Raw genomic sequence first — 15,797 nt, forward strand, 5'->3', positions numbered from 1 at the left:
TTACGGAATTCCACTTTTTTCGCTAAGGTTTATCGAGAGTTTTAAGTTAAAGGGTTGTTAAGCCCGGTTACCGGCCCGCTCATCAGTCTTAACAAAGCGTTAGCGCCTCGGCCCGGCGACCGTGCAGGGCCAATAACCTGCTGCAATCGGGTTGTTTTTCCTGCGCCGCCGGCGCTGGCGACCGGTCCCCCAAGCGCTTAATTTACGGCCCATGGTTCACGATTCTCCCGAACGCCCGACGCCGGCCCCCAAGCCTGATCTCAAGGATCCCAAGGCGGCCCTCAAGCCACGGCGCAGCTCAAAGTCCGATCTGCCGCAGGACGACCTGACGCTCGACACGAGCGACGTCGATCCCGAAAGCTCCGCCACCGAGGAGGACGACGAGGCGCGTCTGCCCGAGGTGTCGGAGGATGCCACCGAGCCGGTCGCCGAGGGGACGCTTTCGATCGGGCATGAGGCGATCGAGAACGCGGTCCGCCTCGCCCCGACCTCGCCCGGCGTGTACCGCATGCTCAACGCCGCCAACGACGTGCTCTATGTCGGCAAGGCGAAGAACGTCAAAAAGCGGCTGTCGTCCTATGCGCGGGCCAACGCACCGCTGCCGGCGCGCATCCTGCGCATGATCGCGGCGACCACGCATGTCGAGATCGTCTCGACAATGACCGAGACCGAAGCGCTGCTGCTCGAAGCCAATCTGATCAAGCAGCTCCGCCCACGCTTCAACGTGCAGCTGCGCGATGACAAGTCGTTTCCATATATCTTGATATCGGGCGATCACTGGGCGCCGCAGATCCTCAAGCATCGCGGCGCGCAGTCGCGGCCCGGGCGCTATTTCGGCCCGTTCGCCAACGCCGGCGCGGTCAACCGCACCATCACGGCGCTGCAGCGCGCGTTCCTGATCCGCTCCTGCACCGACGGCTTCTTCGAAAGCCGCAGCCGGCCCTGCCTGCTCTACCAGATCAAGCGCTGCGCCGGCCCGTGCACGCGCGAGATCGATTTCCCCGGCTATAGCGAGCTGGTGCGCGAAGCGACCGAATTCCTCTCCGGCCGCAGCCACGCCGTGAAGCAACTGCTCGCGGCCGAGATGGAGAAGGCCTCCGGCGAGCTCGAATTCGAGACCGCGGCGCTGTACCGCGACCGCCTCGCGGCACTGTCGGCGATCCAGTCGCAGCAGGGCATCAACCCGCGCACCGTCGAAGAGGCCGATGTGTTCGCGATCCACCAGGAGGGCGGCTATTCCTGCGTCGAGGTGTTCTTCTTCCGCACCGGCCAGAACTGGGGCAATCGCGCCTATTTCCCGCGCGCGGAGAAGACCTTCACGCCAGAGGAGGTGCTGTCCTCGTTCCTCGCGCAATTCTACGACGACAAGCCGCCGCCGAAGCTGATCCTGCTGTCGCACGAGATCGAGGAAAGCGCGTTGCTCGCCGACGCGCTGTCGGTGAAGGCCGGATCCAAGGTCGAGGTCTCCGTGCCCAAGCGCGGCGAGAAGAAGGAATTGATCGGCCACGCGCTCACCAACGCGCGCGAGGCGCTCGGCCGCAAGCTCGCCGATACCGCGACGCAAAGCCGGCTGCTGGAGGGCATGGTCACGACGCTCGGCCTGCCGCACACGCCGAAGCGCATCGAGGTCTACGACAACAGCCACATCCAGGGCACCAACGCGGTCGGCGCGATGATCGTGGCCGGACCCGACGGGTTCATGAAGAACCAGTACCGCAAGTTCAACATCAAGTCCGAGGGGCTGACGCCCGGCGACGATTACGGGATGATGCGCGAGGTGCTGGAGCGCCGCTTCAAGCGGCTGCTGAAGCCGCCGGAAGGCGAGGCCGGCAAGGACACTGCAAAGGCAAGCGACAAGGCGGACGATGATTCGTTCCCGCAATGGCCCGACCTCGTCATCATCGACGGCGGCCGCGGCCAGCTCAACGCGGTCCGGCAGATTTTCGAGAACCTCGGGCTGACCCAGGTCTCGCTGATGGCGGTGGCGAAGGGGCCGGAGCGCGATGCAGGGCGGGAAACCCTGTTCATGCCGGACCGCGAGGCCATCAAGCTTGAGCCGCGCGACCCGGTGCTCTACTTCATCCAGCGGCTGCGCGACGAGGCCCACCGCTTCGTGATCGGCTCGCACCGCAAGCTGCGCAAGAAGGACATCCGCGAGGCCGGATTGCAGGAAATCCCGGGCATCGGCCCGTCGCGCAAACGTGCCTTGCTGCATCACTTCGGAACGCTCAAGGAGATCGAGCGGGCCTCGATCGCCGACCTCGGCAAGGTTCCCGGCGTCAGCGCGGAGAGTGCCCGCAAGATTTTCGAGTTTTTCCACGCCCAGCCGGGTTAAACCAAAGGCGAGTCATCAGGGCGTCGCCTGCGACAGGGCATCTAGGGCATGATGCGGAAAAGTGGCAAGCAACGTTCTGAAAAGATCATGCATAAACAAGGGGCTAAGGCGCCGTGACGATTCAGCCTAATCTCGCCGCGCGCTGGCGCCCGCACGGTTGACCTTCTCGCTTCAGCGGTATTGGTAGAACGGATGAACATCGCGACGACCCGGGGACAGGGCAAGACTATGTCCCTCCCGAATATCCTGACCTACGCCCGGATCGCCGCGATCCCGGTGGTGATCGGCTGCGTCTACTGGCAGTCGATCCTGGACGGCCCGTTGTGGCTGCGCTGGGTGGCGCTGGCCGTGTTCATTGCGGCCGGGATCACCGACTATCTCGACGGCTATTACGCGCGGATGTGGGACCAGCAGTCCGCTTTCGGCCGGATGCTCGATCCGATCGCCGACAAGCTCTTGGTGGCCTCCAGCCTGCTGATGCTGGCCGCCGACAATTCGATCCACGGCTGGACGCTGTGGGCGGCGATCGTGATCCTGTGCCGCGAGATCCTGGTCTCGGGCCTGCGCGAATATCTCGCAGGCCTGCGGGTCAGCGTACCCGTCACCAAGCTTGCGAAATGGAAGACCACGATCCAGCTGGTGGCGATCGGCTTCCTGATTGCCGGCGAAGCCGGCGAGCAGGTGTTTCCGGCGACCACCCTGATCGGCATTGTGCTGCTCTGGATGTCGGCGATCTTCACGATCTATACCGGCTGGGATTACTTCCGCGCCGGCATCCATCACCTCATCAAGGAGGATGAGGGATGAAGCTGAAATATTTCGCCTGGGTGCGCGAGCGGATCGGCAAGGCCGAGGAGATCGTCGAGCCGCCGGCCGAGGTGCGCACCGTCGGCGAGCTGATCCGCTGGCTCGCCGCGCGCGACGACGGCTACGCCCATGCCTTCGAGAAGCCGACGGTGATCCGCGCCGCGATCGACCACGCCCATGTCAAGCCGGACGCCGTGATCTCCGGCGCGCGCGAGATCGCGTTCTTTCCGCCGATGACCGGCGGCTAAGTCTCGTCATGACGGTGACAGCGACCATCCGGATCCAGCAAGCCGACTTCGACGTCGCGCAGGAGATCGCAGCCTTGAGCAAGGGCCGCACCGATGTCGGCGCGGTCGTCAGCTTCAGCGGCATCTGCCGCGGCAGCGAACAGGGCGAGCCGATCGCCGCGCTGACGCTCGAACATTATCCGGGCATGGCGGAAGCCGAGATTGCGCGCCACGCCGACGATGCGCTGGCGCGCTGGCCGTTGCAGGGCCTCACCATCATCCATCGCTTCGGTCGCATCGCGCCGGGCGAGAACATCGTGCTGGTCGTGACCGCCTCGGCGCACCGGCAGGCCGCGTTCGAGGCGGCCGAGTTCCTGATGGACTATCTCAAGACCAACGCCCCGTTCTGGAAGCGTGAGGAAAGCGCGCGCGGCACGAACTGGATCGAGGCGCAGGACCACGACGACGCGGCCGCCGCGCGCTGGACCAAATCCTGATGGCGAAGCGCAGCAAAGTGCCGGCCAGGCGCAGCCCCGCCGCGTCGAAAGCGCCCAAGAACGCGCCCGAGAAAGCGCCGAAGGTCGGCGCCGGCGAGCTTCACACCCTGCTCGATTTCCTGCGCTATGCGGTCAGCCGCTTCAACGCAGCCAAGCTCGTGTTCGCGCACGGCACCACCGATCCGGTGGCCGAGGCGGCGTTCCTGATCTGCGAGACGCTGCATCTGCATCCCGACCAGTTCGAGAGCTTCGCGAACGCGCGCGTCACGGTCGCCGAAGGCAAGCAGATCCTCGACCTGATCGAGCGCCGGATCGCAACGCGAAAGCCGGCCGCGTATCTCGTCAACAAGGTCTATATGCGTGGCCTGCCGTTCTATGTCGACGAGCGCACCATCGTGCCGCGCTCCTTCATCGGTGAGTTGCTGGATTCGCATTTCGGCGGCGACGAGGACGGCACCTCGCTGATCGGCGATCCCGCCGACGTCGAACGCGTGCTCGACCTCTGCACCGGCTCCGGCTGCCTTGCGATCCTGGCCGCCCGGCATTTCGCCAACGCCGCGGTCGACGCGGTGGACATTTCGAAGGATGCGCTCGAGGTCGCCGCGCGCAACGTCGCCGATCACGGCCTCGGCGATCGCCTCACACTCCATCGCGGCGACCTGTTCGAGCCGCTCGGCGACGTCAGCTACGATCTCATCATTTCGAACCCGCCTTATGTCGATGCCGAGGGCATGGCCGCGCTGCCGCGCGAGTGCCGCGCCGAGCCCAAGATCGCATTCGACGGCGGCGCCGACGGGCTCGACATCGTCCGCCGCCTGCTCGACGAGGCCAAGCGGCACCTGACCCCGCATGGCGGGCTGCTGTGCGAGATCGGCCGCGGCCGCGACAATCTCGAGGCCGCCTATCCCAACCTGCCGCTGCTCTGGCTCGACACCGAGGATTCCGAGGGCGAGGTGTTCTGGATCGCTGCCGCCGACCTCTGACCGGCGCGCCACGGCCGGCACCGGTCTATTACGGAGTCCGACTTCGAGGCCGACCAAGACGAAGCGAAAATCGTGTGCAGTTCCAGCCGGTTCGGAAGATCGCTGGCCCGTCGAATCAACAATGGTGCTAAGCTTGCGCTCCGGGGACGTTCGGAGAGAGGGCGCGGGCGCGCGACATGATTCGCATTTCGACGATCTTCATCGCCATCTGCATGGTGCTGGTCGCAGCCTCGCTGGGCTTCGTCCTGTATTCGGTGGCGGGCATCAGCGGATCGGAATCGGCGATCGTCGCGCTCACCGCCCTCACCTGCCTGATCCTCTACAACGCGGTCTCGATGCGGCTGCGCGACCGCAGCGATGTCGGCGGCCAGATCGCGGATCTGTCGCGCGGCACCGCCGACCTCGCCCGCCAGGTCGCCGAATTCGGCCGCCGACTGGCCGCGGTCGAAGGCCGCGTCGCCTCGGCGAACTCCACCGGCGCCGACCGGATCCAGGGCATGGCCGGCGAGATCAACGAGCTTGGCGGCCTGGTGCGGCAGCTTGCGGCGTCGGTTGCCCATCATGAAGACTTGCTGGCGGCGGCTCCCGTAGCGCCGCCGGTCGCCCCGCCGCGCGACGATCTGCTGCAACCGGTGCCGCCGGCGCCAACCGTCGTGTTTGCGCCCCCGCCGCCGGTTGCGCCTCCACCCGCGATCTCGCGCAGCCAGACCCAGCTCATCGGCGCGATCAGGCACGCCATCGACGAGAACCGCCTCGACATCTACCTGCAGCCGATGGTGACGCTGCCGCAGCGCAAGGTGCGCTACTACGAGGCGGTGACGCGGCTGCGCGACGAGCGCGACCAGGTGCTTGCCGCCGACGATTTCATCGAGGCGGCCGAGGTCGGCGGCCTGATCGGCCGCATCGACCACATGGTGATGCTTCGCTGCGTCCAGGTGCTGCGCCGCCTGATGATCCGCAGCAAGGATGTCGGCGTGTTCTGCAACGTCTCGGCGGCGACGCTGTCGAGCCCGCAGCACTTCACCCAGTGTCTCGACTTCCTCGAGGCCAACCGCGCGCTGGCGCCCTCCTTCGTGCTCGAGTTCAAGCAGGCGACCTTCCGTAATCTCGGCCCGGTCGAAAGCGAGAATCTCGCGGCGCTGTCGCAGCGCGGCTACCGGTTCTCGATCGACCACGTCAGCGACCTCCGCCTCGAGCCGCGCGAGCTCGCCGATCGCGGCGTCCGCTTCATCAAGGTGCCGGCCGCCCTGCTGCTCGACGCCAGGCAGAGCGCGACGTCAGATATCGATCCCTCCGATCTGTCCGACCTGCTCGGCCGCTACGGCATCGACCTGATCGCCGAACGGATCGAGGGAGAGCGCTCGGTGGTCGACCTGCTCGATTACGATGTCCGGTTCGGCCAGGGCTTCCTGTTCGCCCCGCCGCGGCCGTTGCGGCCGGAAGGGGCATCTGCTACCGCCGAGGCTCCGCAGACCAAGCCCCAGGACCTCAATGGCGCCGGCACTTCCGCACCCGTCTCCAACCCCGCAGCGCCACCGCGCGCAACCGGCAGCGCCGCGCTGGCGCGCCGTGCGCTCGGGCCCAACTGACCGGCGGTTCGCATCATGACATCGCTGCGTTTCGTGGAGCGGCTGCGCGACCTCACTGACAACGTCGACGTCGTGCTGTCGGACATCTGGGGTGTCGTGCACAACGGGCTCGAATCCTTTCCGGAGGCCTGCGAGGCGCTGCACACCTTCCGCCAGCAGGGCGGCACCGTCATCCTGATCACCAACGCGCCGCGTCCGGCCGATTCGGTGCAGCGCCAGCTGCGCAAGCTCGGCGTCGCCGACGAGACCTATGATGCGATCGTCTCCTCGGGCGACCTGACGCGCCATTTCGTCGCCGATCATCCCGGCCAGAAGATATTCTGGATCGGCCCGGAGCGCGACAGCTCGATCCATCGCGGCCTCGACGCCACCTTGGTGCCGCTGGAGCAGGCCGACTACATCATCTGCACCGGCCTGTTCGACGACGAGACCGAATCCGCCGAGGATTATCGCGACACGCTGCTCAAGGCGCTCGAGCGCAAGTTGACGCTGGTTTGCGCCAATCCGGACATCGTGGTCGAGCGCGGCGACCGGCTGATCTATTGCGCCGGCGCGGTTGCCGAACTCTATCGCGAGCTCGGCGGCGAGTCGGTGTTCTACGGCAAGCCGCACCGACCGATCTACGAGCGCGCGATGGCGCTGGCCGCGGAACGTCGCGGGCGTCCGACCGAACTCAGCCGCGTGCTCGCGATCGGCGATTCCGTGCGCACCGACCTCACCGGCGCACACGGCTTCGGCATCGATCTCCTGTTCGTCACCCGCGGCATCCATTCCGAACAGTTCGAGGGCATCGAGCAGCTCGATGCGGCCTCGATCAAGGAATTGTTCGGCCATCCGCCGCGCGCGCTGATGCGCGAGCTGAAGTGGTAGCGGCGCTTCGCAGACAAAATATCGAAAACAACCCCATGCACAGTAGCCGGCGACGGCCGACGGTCGACCTGCCGACTTGACACGTCGGGCAACTCAGGAATATTCTTCTAATATTCCGAAATCGTGCAAGCGCCATTCCCTTCGTCCCGCAAGCGGGGCCAGGTGAAGGGAAACGCGATCAAACGCAAATGCCCGGGACAAGCCCGGGCATGACGAGAATTTCCAACGAGATGAACGGCGCTTACGCGGTCGCCATGTCCGGGAAGACCGCCTCGATCTTGGTCTTCAGCGTCGCCGCGTTGAACGGCTTGACGATGTAGTTGTTCACGCCGGCCTTCTTGGCCGCGATCACGTTCTCGGTCTTGGATTCCGCCGTGATCATGATGAAGGGCGTGGTCGCGAGATTGGGATCGGCGCGGACTTCCTTGAGCAGGTCGTAGCCGGTCATCGGCTCCATGTTCCAGTCGGAAATCACGAGGCCATACTTCTTGCCGCGCATCTTGTTCAGCGCCGCGGAGCCGTCGGAGGCATCGTCGATATTCTCGAATCCAAGCTGCTTGAGAAGATTCCGGATGATGCGGATCATGGTGCTGTAATCATCAACCACCAGAACCGGCATGGACAAATCAACCGCCATCTTTTCCCCCAAAACGCCTGACGCAACTTGGCTTCTGCACGAACGCAGCTTTCCGCCAACGACTAACAGCAGGCGTTAAACAGCGCGTTAACCGGCTGAATCCGGATTGTTACGGATTTGACGCGATTTTCGCTATGCTTGACTTCCACGCCGCCGCCGCGTCACGGTCCGGCCCGCACCAATCATGCTTAAGAATCCTTGAAGAATACCTGACATGAGCACCGGCTTTACCGTTATCCGCGACAACACGCCCGAAAGCGTCATTCCGAAGGGCGCCGTGGTCGCGATGGGAAATTTCGACGGCGTCCATCTCGGTCACCGCGCCGTGATCGGCGCGGCGCTGGCAATGGGCAAGACGCACGGCGTGCCCGCGCTGGCCGTGACCTTCGAACCGCATCCGCGCAGTTTCTTCAGCCCGAACACCCCGCAATTCCGTCTCACGGACGAGACCAACAAGCTGCGGCTGCTCGCGGCCACCGGCCTCGCCGGCGCCGTCGTCATGACCTTCGACAAGGCGCGCGCCGGGACCACGGCACAGGACTTCATTCACCATGACCTGATCGGCCGGCTCGGCATCAGCGGCATCGCAGTCGGCTACGACTTCCATTTCGGCAAGGGCCGGGTCGGCTCGCCGAGCCTCTTGGTCAGCGAAGCGCCGCGGCTCGGCATCGAGGTCGATGTGCAGGCCCATGTCGACATCGAGGAGCGCCCGGTCTCCTCCAGCGCGATCCGCATGGCGCTCGCCGAAGGCCAGGTCGACGATGCGACCACGATGCTGGGCGGGCCGTGGTTTGCCACCGGCAAGGTGGTCCACGGCGAGAAGCGCGGCCGCGACCTCGGCTACCCCACGGCCAACATCCGCCTCGACAAGCATTGCGGCCTGAAGCACGGCATCTATGCGGTGCGGGTCGGCAAGGCTCACGGAAACGACAAAGTGCGGTTCGACGGTGTCGCAAGCTTCGGACGCCGCCCGACCTTCGACAACGGCGCACCGTTGCTCGAAGTGTTCCTGTTCGACTTCAAGGGCGATCTCTACGACACGGTGCTCGACGTCGCCTTCATCAGTTTCATTCGCGAAGAGCTGAAATTCGACACCATCGACGCGTTGATACGCCAGATGGATGACGACAGCGCCAAGGCGCGCGCGGCATTGGCCGCAGCGCCGGGCGCGTTTCCGCAGCTCGGAGTGATTGGTTGAAGACAGAGAAAGAGAAAATGCTGGCGGGCGAGCTCTATCGCCCGGATGCCGAACTCGCCGCCGACCATACCGCGGCGGAACACTGGATGACACGCTACAACGCCTCGGGCGCATCGTCCGCAGCCGAGTTGCACGCCCAGCTCTCCGCGCGCTTCCGCAAGGTCGGCAAGGACGCCGTGATCCGCCCGCCGTTCTTCTGCGATTACGGCACCAATATCAGCCTTGGCGACGGCGTGTTCCTCAACTTCAATTGCGTCATCCTCGACGTCGTCGAGGTCACAATCGGCGATCGCACCCAGATCGGACCGGCGGTGCAGATCTATACCGCCGACCATCCGCGCGACGCCGCGACCCGGCGCGCCGGGCTCGAATTCGGCCGCCCGATCCGGATCGGCAGCGACGTCTGGATCGGCGGCGGTGCCATCATCCTGCCTGGCGTCACAATCGGCGACGGCGCCCTGGTCGGGGCCGGCAGCGTGGTGACGCGGGACGTCGCCCGAGGTGCGACCGTGGCCGGAAATCCGGCCCGTCCGCGGCAGGCTTAGGGCACCCGGCGGGGCGGATTTGCTAGCGGCGGGGGGCTTTGCGATTTCTCCGCTTGGCTGCTATGGAAAACCCATGTTTTCGCGGCGCATCATACGGATTAGCGGCCCGGCTTCCGCCTGAGCTTGAAGGCTCGGCGCAAGACCGGGACTTCGTCGTTTCACCCGCGATTGATCGCGTTTCCGCGCCCGCACCTGCCAAATCAGAGCTTTTATGTCCGACAAGCCGCAAAAGACCGACGCTAACGACTATTCCAAGACCCTTTACCTGCCGCAGACGGAATTCCCGATGCGCGCCGGCCTGCCCCAGCGCGAGCCGGAAATCCTGAAATACTGGAACGACATCGGCCTCTACGACAGGCTGCGCCGGGAAGCCGAGGGCCGCGCCAAATTCGTGCTGCATGACGGCCCGCCCTACGCCAACGGCAACATCCATATCGGGCATGCGCTGAACAAGATCCTCAAGGACGTCGTGACCAAGAGCCAGCAGATGCTCGGCTTCGACTCCAACTACGTGCCGGGCTGGGACTGCCACGGCCTGCCGATCGAATGGAAGATCGAGGAGGAGAACTACCGCTCCAAAGGCAAGCAGAAGCCCGACTTCCGCGACTCCGCCGCGATGGTCGCGTTCCGCAGGGAATGCCGCGCCTATGCGACGCACTGGATCAACGTGCAGCGCGAGGAGTTCAAGCGGCTTGGCATCATCGGCGACTGGGATCATCCCTATCAGACCATGAGCTATCCGGCCGAGGCGCAGATCGCCCGCGAGCTGATGAAGTTCGCCGCCAACGGCACCCTGTATCGCGGCTCCAAGCCGGTGATGTGGAGCGTGGTCGAGAAGACCGCGCTGGCCGAAGCCGAGGTCGAGTACGAGGACTACACCTCCGACATGGTGTGGGTGAAATTCCCGGTCACCTCGCCGGCGCATGGCGTGCTGGCCAATGCCTCGGTGGTGATCTGGACCACCACGCCGTGGACGCTGCCCGGCAACCGCGCGATCTCGTTCTCGCCGAAGATCGCCTACGGCCTTTACAAGGTGACCGATGCGCCCGCCGATAATTGGGCGAAGACCGGCGATCTCCTGATCCTGGCCGATGCGCTCGCCGCGGAAGTGTTCAAGCAGGCCCGCGTCGCATCCTATGAGAAGGTCCGCGATATTCCCGGCGACACGCTGGACGCGGTCGAATGCGCCCATCCGTTGCGCGGCTTTGGCGGCGGCTACGAATTCACCGTGCCGCTGCTCGCCGGCGAGCACGTTACCGACGACACCGGCACCGGCTTCGTGCACACCGCGCCGAGCCACGGCCGCGAGGACTTCGACGTCTGGACCGCCAATACCCGCGAGCTCGACGCGCGCGGCATCCCGACGGCGATCCCCTACACGGTCGACGAGAACGGCGCCTACACCGCGCAGGCGCCGGGCTTTACCGGCAAGCGCGTGCTCAACGACAAGGGCGAGAAGGGCGATGCCAACGAGGCCGTGATCAAGGCGCTGATCGAGGCCGGCAAGCTGCTGGCGCGCGGCCGCCTCAAGCATCAGTATCCGCACTCCTGGCGCTCCAAGAAGCCGGTGATCTTCCGCAATACGCCGCAATGGTTCATCGCGATGGACAAGGACATCGCGGAGGATGGCCATGCCAGGAAGGGCGACACGCTGCGCGCCCGCGCGCTGCAGGCGATCTCGGTCACGCAATGGGTGCCGCCGGCCGGCGAGAACCGCATCAACGGCATGATCGCCAACCGCCCGGACTGGGTGATCTCGCGGCAGCGCGCCTGGGGCGTGCCGATCGCCGTGTTCGTGCGCGAGAACAGCGACGGCTCGGCCGAGATCCTGCAGGACGAGGTCGTCAACCAGCGCATCACCGAGGCGTTCATGGAGGAAGGCGCCGACGCCTGGTACATGGACGGCGCCCGCGAGCGCTTCCTCGGGAACCGCGCATCGGAGAACTGGAAGAAGGTCGACGACATCTGCGACGTCTGGTTCGATTCCGGCTCCACGCACGCCTTCGTGCTGGAAGACCGCCAGAACTTCCCGCAGCTCGGCAACATCGTCCGCAAGATCGACGGCGGCAACGACACCGTGATGTATCTCGAAGGCAGCGATCAGCACCGCGGCTGGTTCCACTCGTCGCTGCTGGAAAGCGCCGGCACGCGCGGGCGCGCGCCGTACGACATCGTGCTGACCCACGGCTTCACGCTCGACGAGAACGGCCGCAAGATGTCGAAGTCGCTCGGCAACACCGTCGAGCCGCAGAAGGTGATCAAGGATTCCGGCGCGGATATCCTGCGCCTGTGGGTCTGCGCCACCGATTACGCCGACGACCAGCGCATCGGCCCGGAGATCCTGAAGAACACCATCGAGACCTACCGCAAGCTGCGCAACTCGATCCGCTGGATGCTCGGCACGCTGCATCACTTCAAGCCGAGCGAGAAGGTCGCCTTCGCCGAGATGCCCGAGCTCGAGCGGCTGATGCTGCACGAACTGGCCGGCCACACCGAGACCATCCGCAAGGCCTATGCCGCGTTCGACTACAAGACCGTGGTCGCAACGCTCGCGGCCTTCATGAACTCCGAGCTGTCGGCGTTCTACTTCGACATCCGCAAGGACACGCTGTATTGCGACCCGCCGTCCTCAGTGGCGCGCAAGGCGGCGCTGACCACGATCGACCTGCTCTGCGACGCGATCCTGAAATGGCTGGCGCCGATCCTGAGCTTCACCACCGACGAAGCCTGGCGGATGTACCGGCCGAACGCCGAACCTTCGGTGCATCTCACCCTGTTCCCCGAAGGTCTCGAGCAGTTCCGCGACAATGCCCTCGCCGCGAAGTGGGAGACGATCCGCAACGTTCGCCGCGTCGTCACCGGTGCGCTCGAGCTCGAACGCGCCGCCAAGCGGATCGGCTCGTCGCTCGAGGCCTCGCCGGTGATCTACATCGCTGACCGGCAGATGCTGGCCACGTTGTTCGACATCGATCTCGCCGAGGTCTGCATCACCTCGAACTACGAGGTGCGCGAGGGCGAGGCGCCGGCGGGCGCCTTCCGCCTCGATGCCGTGCCCGGCGTTGCGGTCGTGGTCGAGAAGGCGGTCGGCACCAAATGCGCGCGCTCGTGGAAGATCCTGCCAACGATCGGCGAAGACCCCGAATATCCCGACGTCTCGCCGCGCGACGCGCAAGCGCTGCGCGAGTGGAAGGCGCTGGGGGTCACGGCTTGACCTCTCCCGTTCGCGCCGGTGTGCTGGCGGCGGTCATCACCCTGATCGCCGACCAGGCCTCCAAGCTCTGGCTGCTGTTCGTCTTTGGCATCGCCCACCGCGGCGCGGTCGAGGTGACGCCGTTCTTCGACCTGGTGCTGGCCTGGAATCCCGGCATCAGCTTCGGCTGGTTTCAAAGCGAGACCCCGGCGGCCCAGATCCTGCTGATGGTCATCAAGGCCGCCGCCGTGATCGCGCTGGCGATCTGGATGGCGCGGTCGCGGACCTGGCTCTCGACGATGTCGCTCGGCCTGATCATCGGCGGTGCGATCGGCAACGGGATCGACCGCTTCGCCTATGGCGCGGTGGTCGATTTTGCCCTGTTTCATGTCGAGATCGGGGGAAAAACCTTCAATTGGTACGTATTCAACCTCGCCGATGTGGCGATCGTTGCTGGCGTGGCGGCCCTATTGTATGATTCCGTCATGGGGACCCCCGCCGTAAAAGCGCCCTGATCCCGGCCGATACGAGCCGGTCGGCGGCCGACCTGCAGCTAGCGGAACTGAGCGCTAAGCCAGTGATCGCTTTGGCGAATTTTGAGATGGGAATAGCGCGATGCGCAACACCAAAGTCCGCGGTTACCTGATCGAGACGTCCTCCCTGTCGCTGCTGCGCGGCCTGCGGCTGGCGTTCGTTGCGGCCGGGATCGGCCTCGTCATGACGGCCGGCCCGGTGCGTGCCGGCGACGATGACGATGACGGCGATGACGGCCTGACCTTCGAAGAGCGGATCATCGACAATCTGATGACCGGGCTCGGCGCCAAGAGCGCCGCCAGCAAGGGCATCGACTATCGCGAGCGCTCGCCGCTGGTGGTGCCGCCGAAGCTCGACCTGCCGCCGCCTGCCACAGCCGCCCAGGTCAACGCGCCGAACTGGCCGAAGGACCCCGACATCGCCGCGCGCAAGGCCGCGATCGCGGCGCGCAAGAAGGAAGTCAAGAAGGAGCCGTGGCAGTCAGCGGTGGCGTTGACGCCGGCCGAGATCGAGGCGGGCCGCAAGCAGCAGACGGCCACCGAGGGCCGCAGGGAGCCGCTTGAGCCGGGCACCAACACCAATCCGTCGCTGATGCCGAGCCAGCTCGGCTACAATGGTGGCCTGCTCGGCATCTTCAAGGGGAACAGCAGCGAGTCCAAGCCGTTCCCGGGCGAGCCGACGCGCGAATCCCTCACCGAGCCCCCTCCGGGCTACCAGACGCCATCCGCGGGCTTTGACTATGGCACAGGCCCGATGAAGCCGAAGGGGCTGGAAGGCCAATACGACGTCATGACCGGAAAACCGCTCCAGTGACGCTTGGCCTGTTTGGGCGAAGGCTGACATGAGCAAAGCTTAATGCGGAGGGACATCCGTCTCTCCGCTTCGTGACGACTGGCACGGACTGCACCGTGTACGATGGCGTCTTTCATGCCCGGCCGTCTGTTCAGGCTTCCACAAGGACGATGATGCCCTCACGCCGATCGATTGCCCTGTTCGCTGCCGCCTTCGTTTCAACCATCCCGCTGTCGGGCACCAGCCTCCGCGCCCAGACCACCGTCACCTCGGAACGCCCTGCGAGCTTCACGCTCGACAACGGCCTGCAGGTCGTGGTGATTCCCGATCACCGCACGCCGGTCGTGACGCAGATGATCTGGTACAAGGTCGGCTCCGCCGACGAGACGCCGGGCAAATCGGGCCTCGCACATTTCCTCGAACACCTGATGTTCAAGGGCACCGCCAAGCACCCGGCCGGCGAGTTCTCGCAGACCGTGCTGCGCGTCGGCGGCAACGAGAACGCCTTCACCTCCAACGACTACACCGGCTATTTCCAGCGCGTGCCGCGCGAGCAACTGCCCACCATGATGGAGTTCGAGGCCGACCGCATGACCGGCCTGATCCTGAAGGATGAGAATGTGCTGCCCGAGCGCGATGTCGTGCTCGAGGAGTTCAACATGCGGGTTGCCAACAACCCGGATGCAAGGCTCACCGAGCAGATCATGGCCGCGCTCTATCTCAACCATCCCTACGGCCGGCCGGTGATCGGCTGGCACCAGGAGATCGAGAAGCTCGACCGCGAGGATGCGCTCGCCTTCTACCGCCGCTTCTATGCGCCGAACAACGCGATCCTGGTCATCGCCGGCGATGTCGACGTCAAGGACATCCGCCCGCTGGTCGAGAAGAATTTCGGCCCGATCCCGGCGCAACGTGTGATCCCCGAGAAGCGGGTCCGGCCGCAGGAGCCGACCCCGGCCGCGCCGCGCACCGTGACGTTGTCGGACCCCCGCGTCGAACAGCCGAACCTGCGCCGCTACTATCTGGTGCCGTCGGCGACCACGGCGGCGGCCGGCGAGAGCCAGGCGCTCGACGTGCTCGCGCAATTGATGGGCGGCGGCGCCAACTCCTACCTCTATCGCTCGCTGGTGATCGACAAGGGCATCGCGATCTCGGCCGGTGCCGGCTATCAGGGCACCGCGCTCGATCCGTCGCAATTCTCGATCGCGGTGACGCCCAAGGCCGGCGTCGAGTTCGCGCAGATCGAGGACGCGATCGACAAGGTGATCGCCGATCTCGCGCAGAACCCCGCGCGCGCCGAGGATCTCGAACGGGTCAAGACCCAGCTGATCGCGGAGGCGATCTACGCCCAGGACAACCAGGCGACGCTGGCGCGCTGGTATGGCGGCGCGCTGACCACCGGGCTCAGCATCGACGACATCAGGAGTTGGCCGGACCGCATTCGCGCCGTCACCGCCGAGCAGGTGCGCGCTGCTGCCGCCACCTGGCTCGACAAGAAGCGGTCGGTGACCGGCTATCTGATCAAGGATACTGCGCCGAAACGCGAGGAGAAGCGCTCGTGAGCTATTCCATCACCCGCCGCGCGGCGCTGAT

At 65.5% G+C, this 15,797-nt stretch carries 14 protein-coding genes; 13 read left to right on the forward strand and 1 reads right to left on the reverse strand.

The annotated features are described in order from the left end of the window. Positions 1-211: 211 nt before the first annotated feature. The 7 genes from uvrC (at position 212) to CO675_RS09205 (ending at position 7,308) form a co-directional block, all read left to right on the forward strand. A complete protein-coding gene (gene uvrC, locus CO675_RS09175) occupies positions 212-2,335 on the forward strand; it encodes an excinuclease ABC subunit UvrC (protein ID WP_097671594.1) in 2,124 nt (707 codons plus the stop codon). A gap of 192 nt (positions 2,336-2,527) precedes the next feature. Next, positions 2,528-3,142: a CDP-diacylglycerol--glycerol-3-phosphate 3-phosphatidyltransferase gene (pgsA, locus tag CO675_RS09180; protein ID WP_097671595.1), complete on the forward strand. Its 615-nt coding sequence runs from the start codon at positions 2,528-2,530 to the stop codon at positions 3,140-3,142. Then, positions 3,139-3,390 carry a molybdopterin converting factor subunit 1 gene (gene moaD / locus CO675_RS09185; RefSeq protein ID WP_097671596.1) on the forward strand — a complete coding sequence of 84 codons (252 nt, stop codon included), beginning with the start codon at positions 3,139-3,141 and terminating at the stop codon, positions 3,388-3,390. The genes pgsA and moaD overlap by 4 nt, the downstream gene beginning before the upstream one ends. A gap of 8 nt (positions 3,391-3,398) precedes the next feature. Continuing rightward, the gene (locus tag CO675_RS09190) at positions 3,399-3,866 is read left to right on the forward strand and encodes a molybdenum cofactor biosynthesis protein MoaE (protein ID WP_097671597.1); all 468 of its coding nucleotides are present in this window, start codon (positions 3,399-3,401) and stop codon (positions 3,864-3,866) included. Then, positions 3,866-4,849 (forward strand): 50S ribosomal protein L3 N(5)-glutamine methyltransferase, encoded by a 984-nt coding sequence (gene prmB / locus CO675_RS09195; RefSeq protein WP_097671598.1) that lies wholly within the window; start codon positions 3,866-3,868, stop codon positions 4,847-4,849. The genes CO675_RS09190 and prmB overlap by 1 nt, the downstream gene beginning before the upstream one ends. 176 nt (positions 4,850-5,025) lie before the next feature. Further along, a complete protein-coding gene (locus CO675_RS09200) occupies positions 5,026-6,438 on the forward strand; it encodes an EAL domain-containing protein (RefSeq protein WP_097671599.1) in 1,413 nt (470 codons plus the stop codon). Positions 6,439-6,453: 15 nt separating this feature from the next. Beyond that, entirely contained in the window at positions 6,454-7,308 is an 855-nt protein-coding gene (locus CO675_RS09205; RefSeq protein WP_097671600.1) for a TIGR01459 family HAD-type hydrolase, read from the forward strand. Between the two features lie 241 nt (positions 7,309-7,549). On the opposite strand, the gene CO675_RS09210 is transcribed toward CO675_RS09205, so the two are convergent. Beyond that, positions 7,550-7,945, reverse strand: a complete 396-nt coding sequence (locus CO675_RS09210) for a response regulator (protein WP_016844467.1) — start codon at positions 7,943-7,945, stop codon at positions 7,550-7,552. A 214-nt stretch (positions 7,946-8,159) separates the two neighbouring features. Here CO675_RS09210 and CO675_RS09215 point away from each other — a divergent pair, with 214 nt between their 5' ends. The 6 genes from CO675_RS09215 (at position 8,160) to CO675_RS09240 (ending at position 15,766) form a co-directional block, all read left to right on the forward strand. Beyond that, positions 8,160-9,143 carry a bifunctional riboflavin kinase/FAD synthetase gene (locus CO675_RS09215; protein ID WP_097671601.1) on the forward strand — a complete coding sequence of 328 codons (984 nt, stop codon included), beginning with the start codon at positions 8,160-8,162 and terminating at the stop codon, positions 9,141-9,143. A gap of 17 nt (positions 9,144-9,160) precedes the next feature. Then, positions 9,161-9,688, forward strand: coding sequence for a sugar O-acetyltransferase (locus CO675_RS09220; protein WP_097671602.1), 528 nt, complete (start codon positions 9,161-9,163; stop codon positions 9,686-9,688). A 211-nt stretch (positions 9,689-9,899) separates the two neighbouring features. Further along, entirely contained in the window at positions 9,900-12,899 is a 3,000-nt protein-coding gene (ileS, locus tag CO675_RS09225) for an isoleucine--tRNA ligase (protein ID WP_097671603.1), read from the forward strand. Beyond that, positions 12,896-13,393 carry a signal peptidase II gene (lspA, locus tag CO675_RS09230; protein WP_245452684.1) on the forward strand — a complete coding sequence of 166 codons (498 nt, stop codon included), beginning with the start codon at positions 12,896-12,898 and terminating at the stop codon, positions 13,391-13,393. Before ileS ends, lspA begins: the two co-directional genes overlap by 4 nt. 100 nt (positions 13,394-13,493) lie before the next feature. Beyond that, positions 13,494-14,225, forward strand: coding sequence for a hypothetical protein (locus tag CO675_RS09235; RefSeq protein WP_097671605.1), 732 nt, complete (start codon positions 13,494-13,496; stop codon positions 14,223-14,225). Positions 14,226-14,374: 149 nt separating this feature from the next. Beyond that, positions 14,375-15,766 (forward strand): M16 family metallopeptidase, encoded by a 1,392-nt coding sequence (locus CO675_RS09240; protein WP_198964549.1) that lies wholly within the window; start codon positions 14,375-14,377, stop codon positions 15,764-15,766. The last annotated feature ends 31 nt before the right edge of the window (positions 15,767-15,797 follow it).

The sequence above is a fragment of the Bradyrhizobium sp. C9 genome (assembly GCF_002532045.1).
GTDB lineage: Bacteria > Pseudomonadota > Alphaproteobacteria > Rhizobiales > Xanthobacteraceae > Bradyrhizobium.

What these genes read in the sequence shown, in the direction of transcription:
- CO675_RS09200 (WP_097671599.1), top strand. Translation starts at nt 5,026, where the DNA reads ATGATTCGCATTTCGACGATCTTCATCGCCATCTGCATGGTGCTGGTC.
- pgsA (WP_097671595.1), top strand. Translation starts at nt 2,528, where the DNA reads ATGAACATCGCGACGACCCGGGGACAGGGCAAGACTATGTCCCTCCCG.
- CO675_RS09240 (WP_198964549.1), top strand. Translation starts at nt 14,375, where the DNA reads ATGATGCCCTCACGCCGATCGATTGCCCTGTTCGCTGCCGCCTTCGTT.
- CO675_RS09235 (WP_097671605.1), top strand. Translation starts at nt 13,494, where the DNA reads ATGCGCAACACCAAAGTCCGCGGTTACCTGATCGAGACGTCCTCCCTG.
- moaD (WP_097671596.1), top strand. Translation starts at nt 3,139, where the DNA reads ATGAAGCTGAAATATTTCGCCTGGGTGCGCGAGCGGATCGGCAAGGCC.
- prmB (WP_097671598.1), top strand. Translation starts at nt 3,866, where the DNA reads ATGGCGAAGCGCAGCAAAGTGCCGGCCAGGCGCAGCCCCGCCGCGTCG.
- CO675_RS09210 (WP_016844467.1), bottom strand. Translation starts at nt 7,945, where the DNA reads ATGGCGGTTGATTTGTCCATGCCGGTTCTGGTGGTTGATGATTACAGC.
- CO675_RS09220 (WP_097671602.1), top strand. Translation starts at nt 9,161, where the DNA reads ATGCTGGCGGGCGAGCTCTATCGCCCGGATGCCGAACTCGCCGCCGAC.
- CO675_RS09190 (WP_097671597.1), top strand. Translation starts at nt 3,399, where the DNA reads ATGACGGTGACAGCGACCATCCGGATCCAGCAAGCCGACTTCGACGTC.
- ileS (WP_097671603.1), top strand. Translation starts at nt 9,900, where the DNA reads ATGTCCGACAAGCCGCAAAAGACCGACGCTAACGACTATTCCAAGACC.
- CO675_RS09215 (WP_097671601.1), top strand. Translation starts at nt 8,160, where the DNA reads ATGAGCACCGGCTTTACCGTTATCCGCGACAACACGCCCGAAAGCGTC.
- CO675_RS09205 (WP_097671600.1), top strand. Translation starts at nt 6,454, where the DNA reads ATGACATCGCTGCGTTTCGTGGAGCGGCTGCGCGACCTCACTGACAAC.
- uvrC (WP_097671594.1), top strand. Translation starts at nt 212, where the DNA reads ATGGTTCACGATTCTCCCGAACGCCCGACGCCGGCCCCCAAGCCTGAT.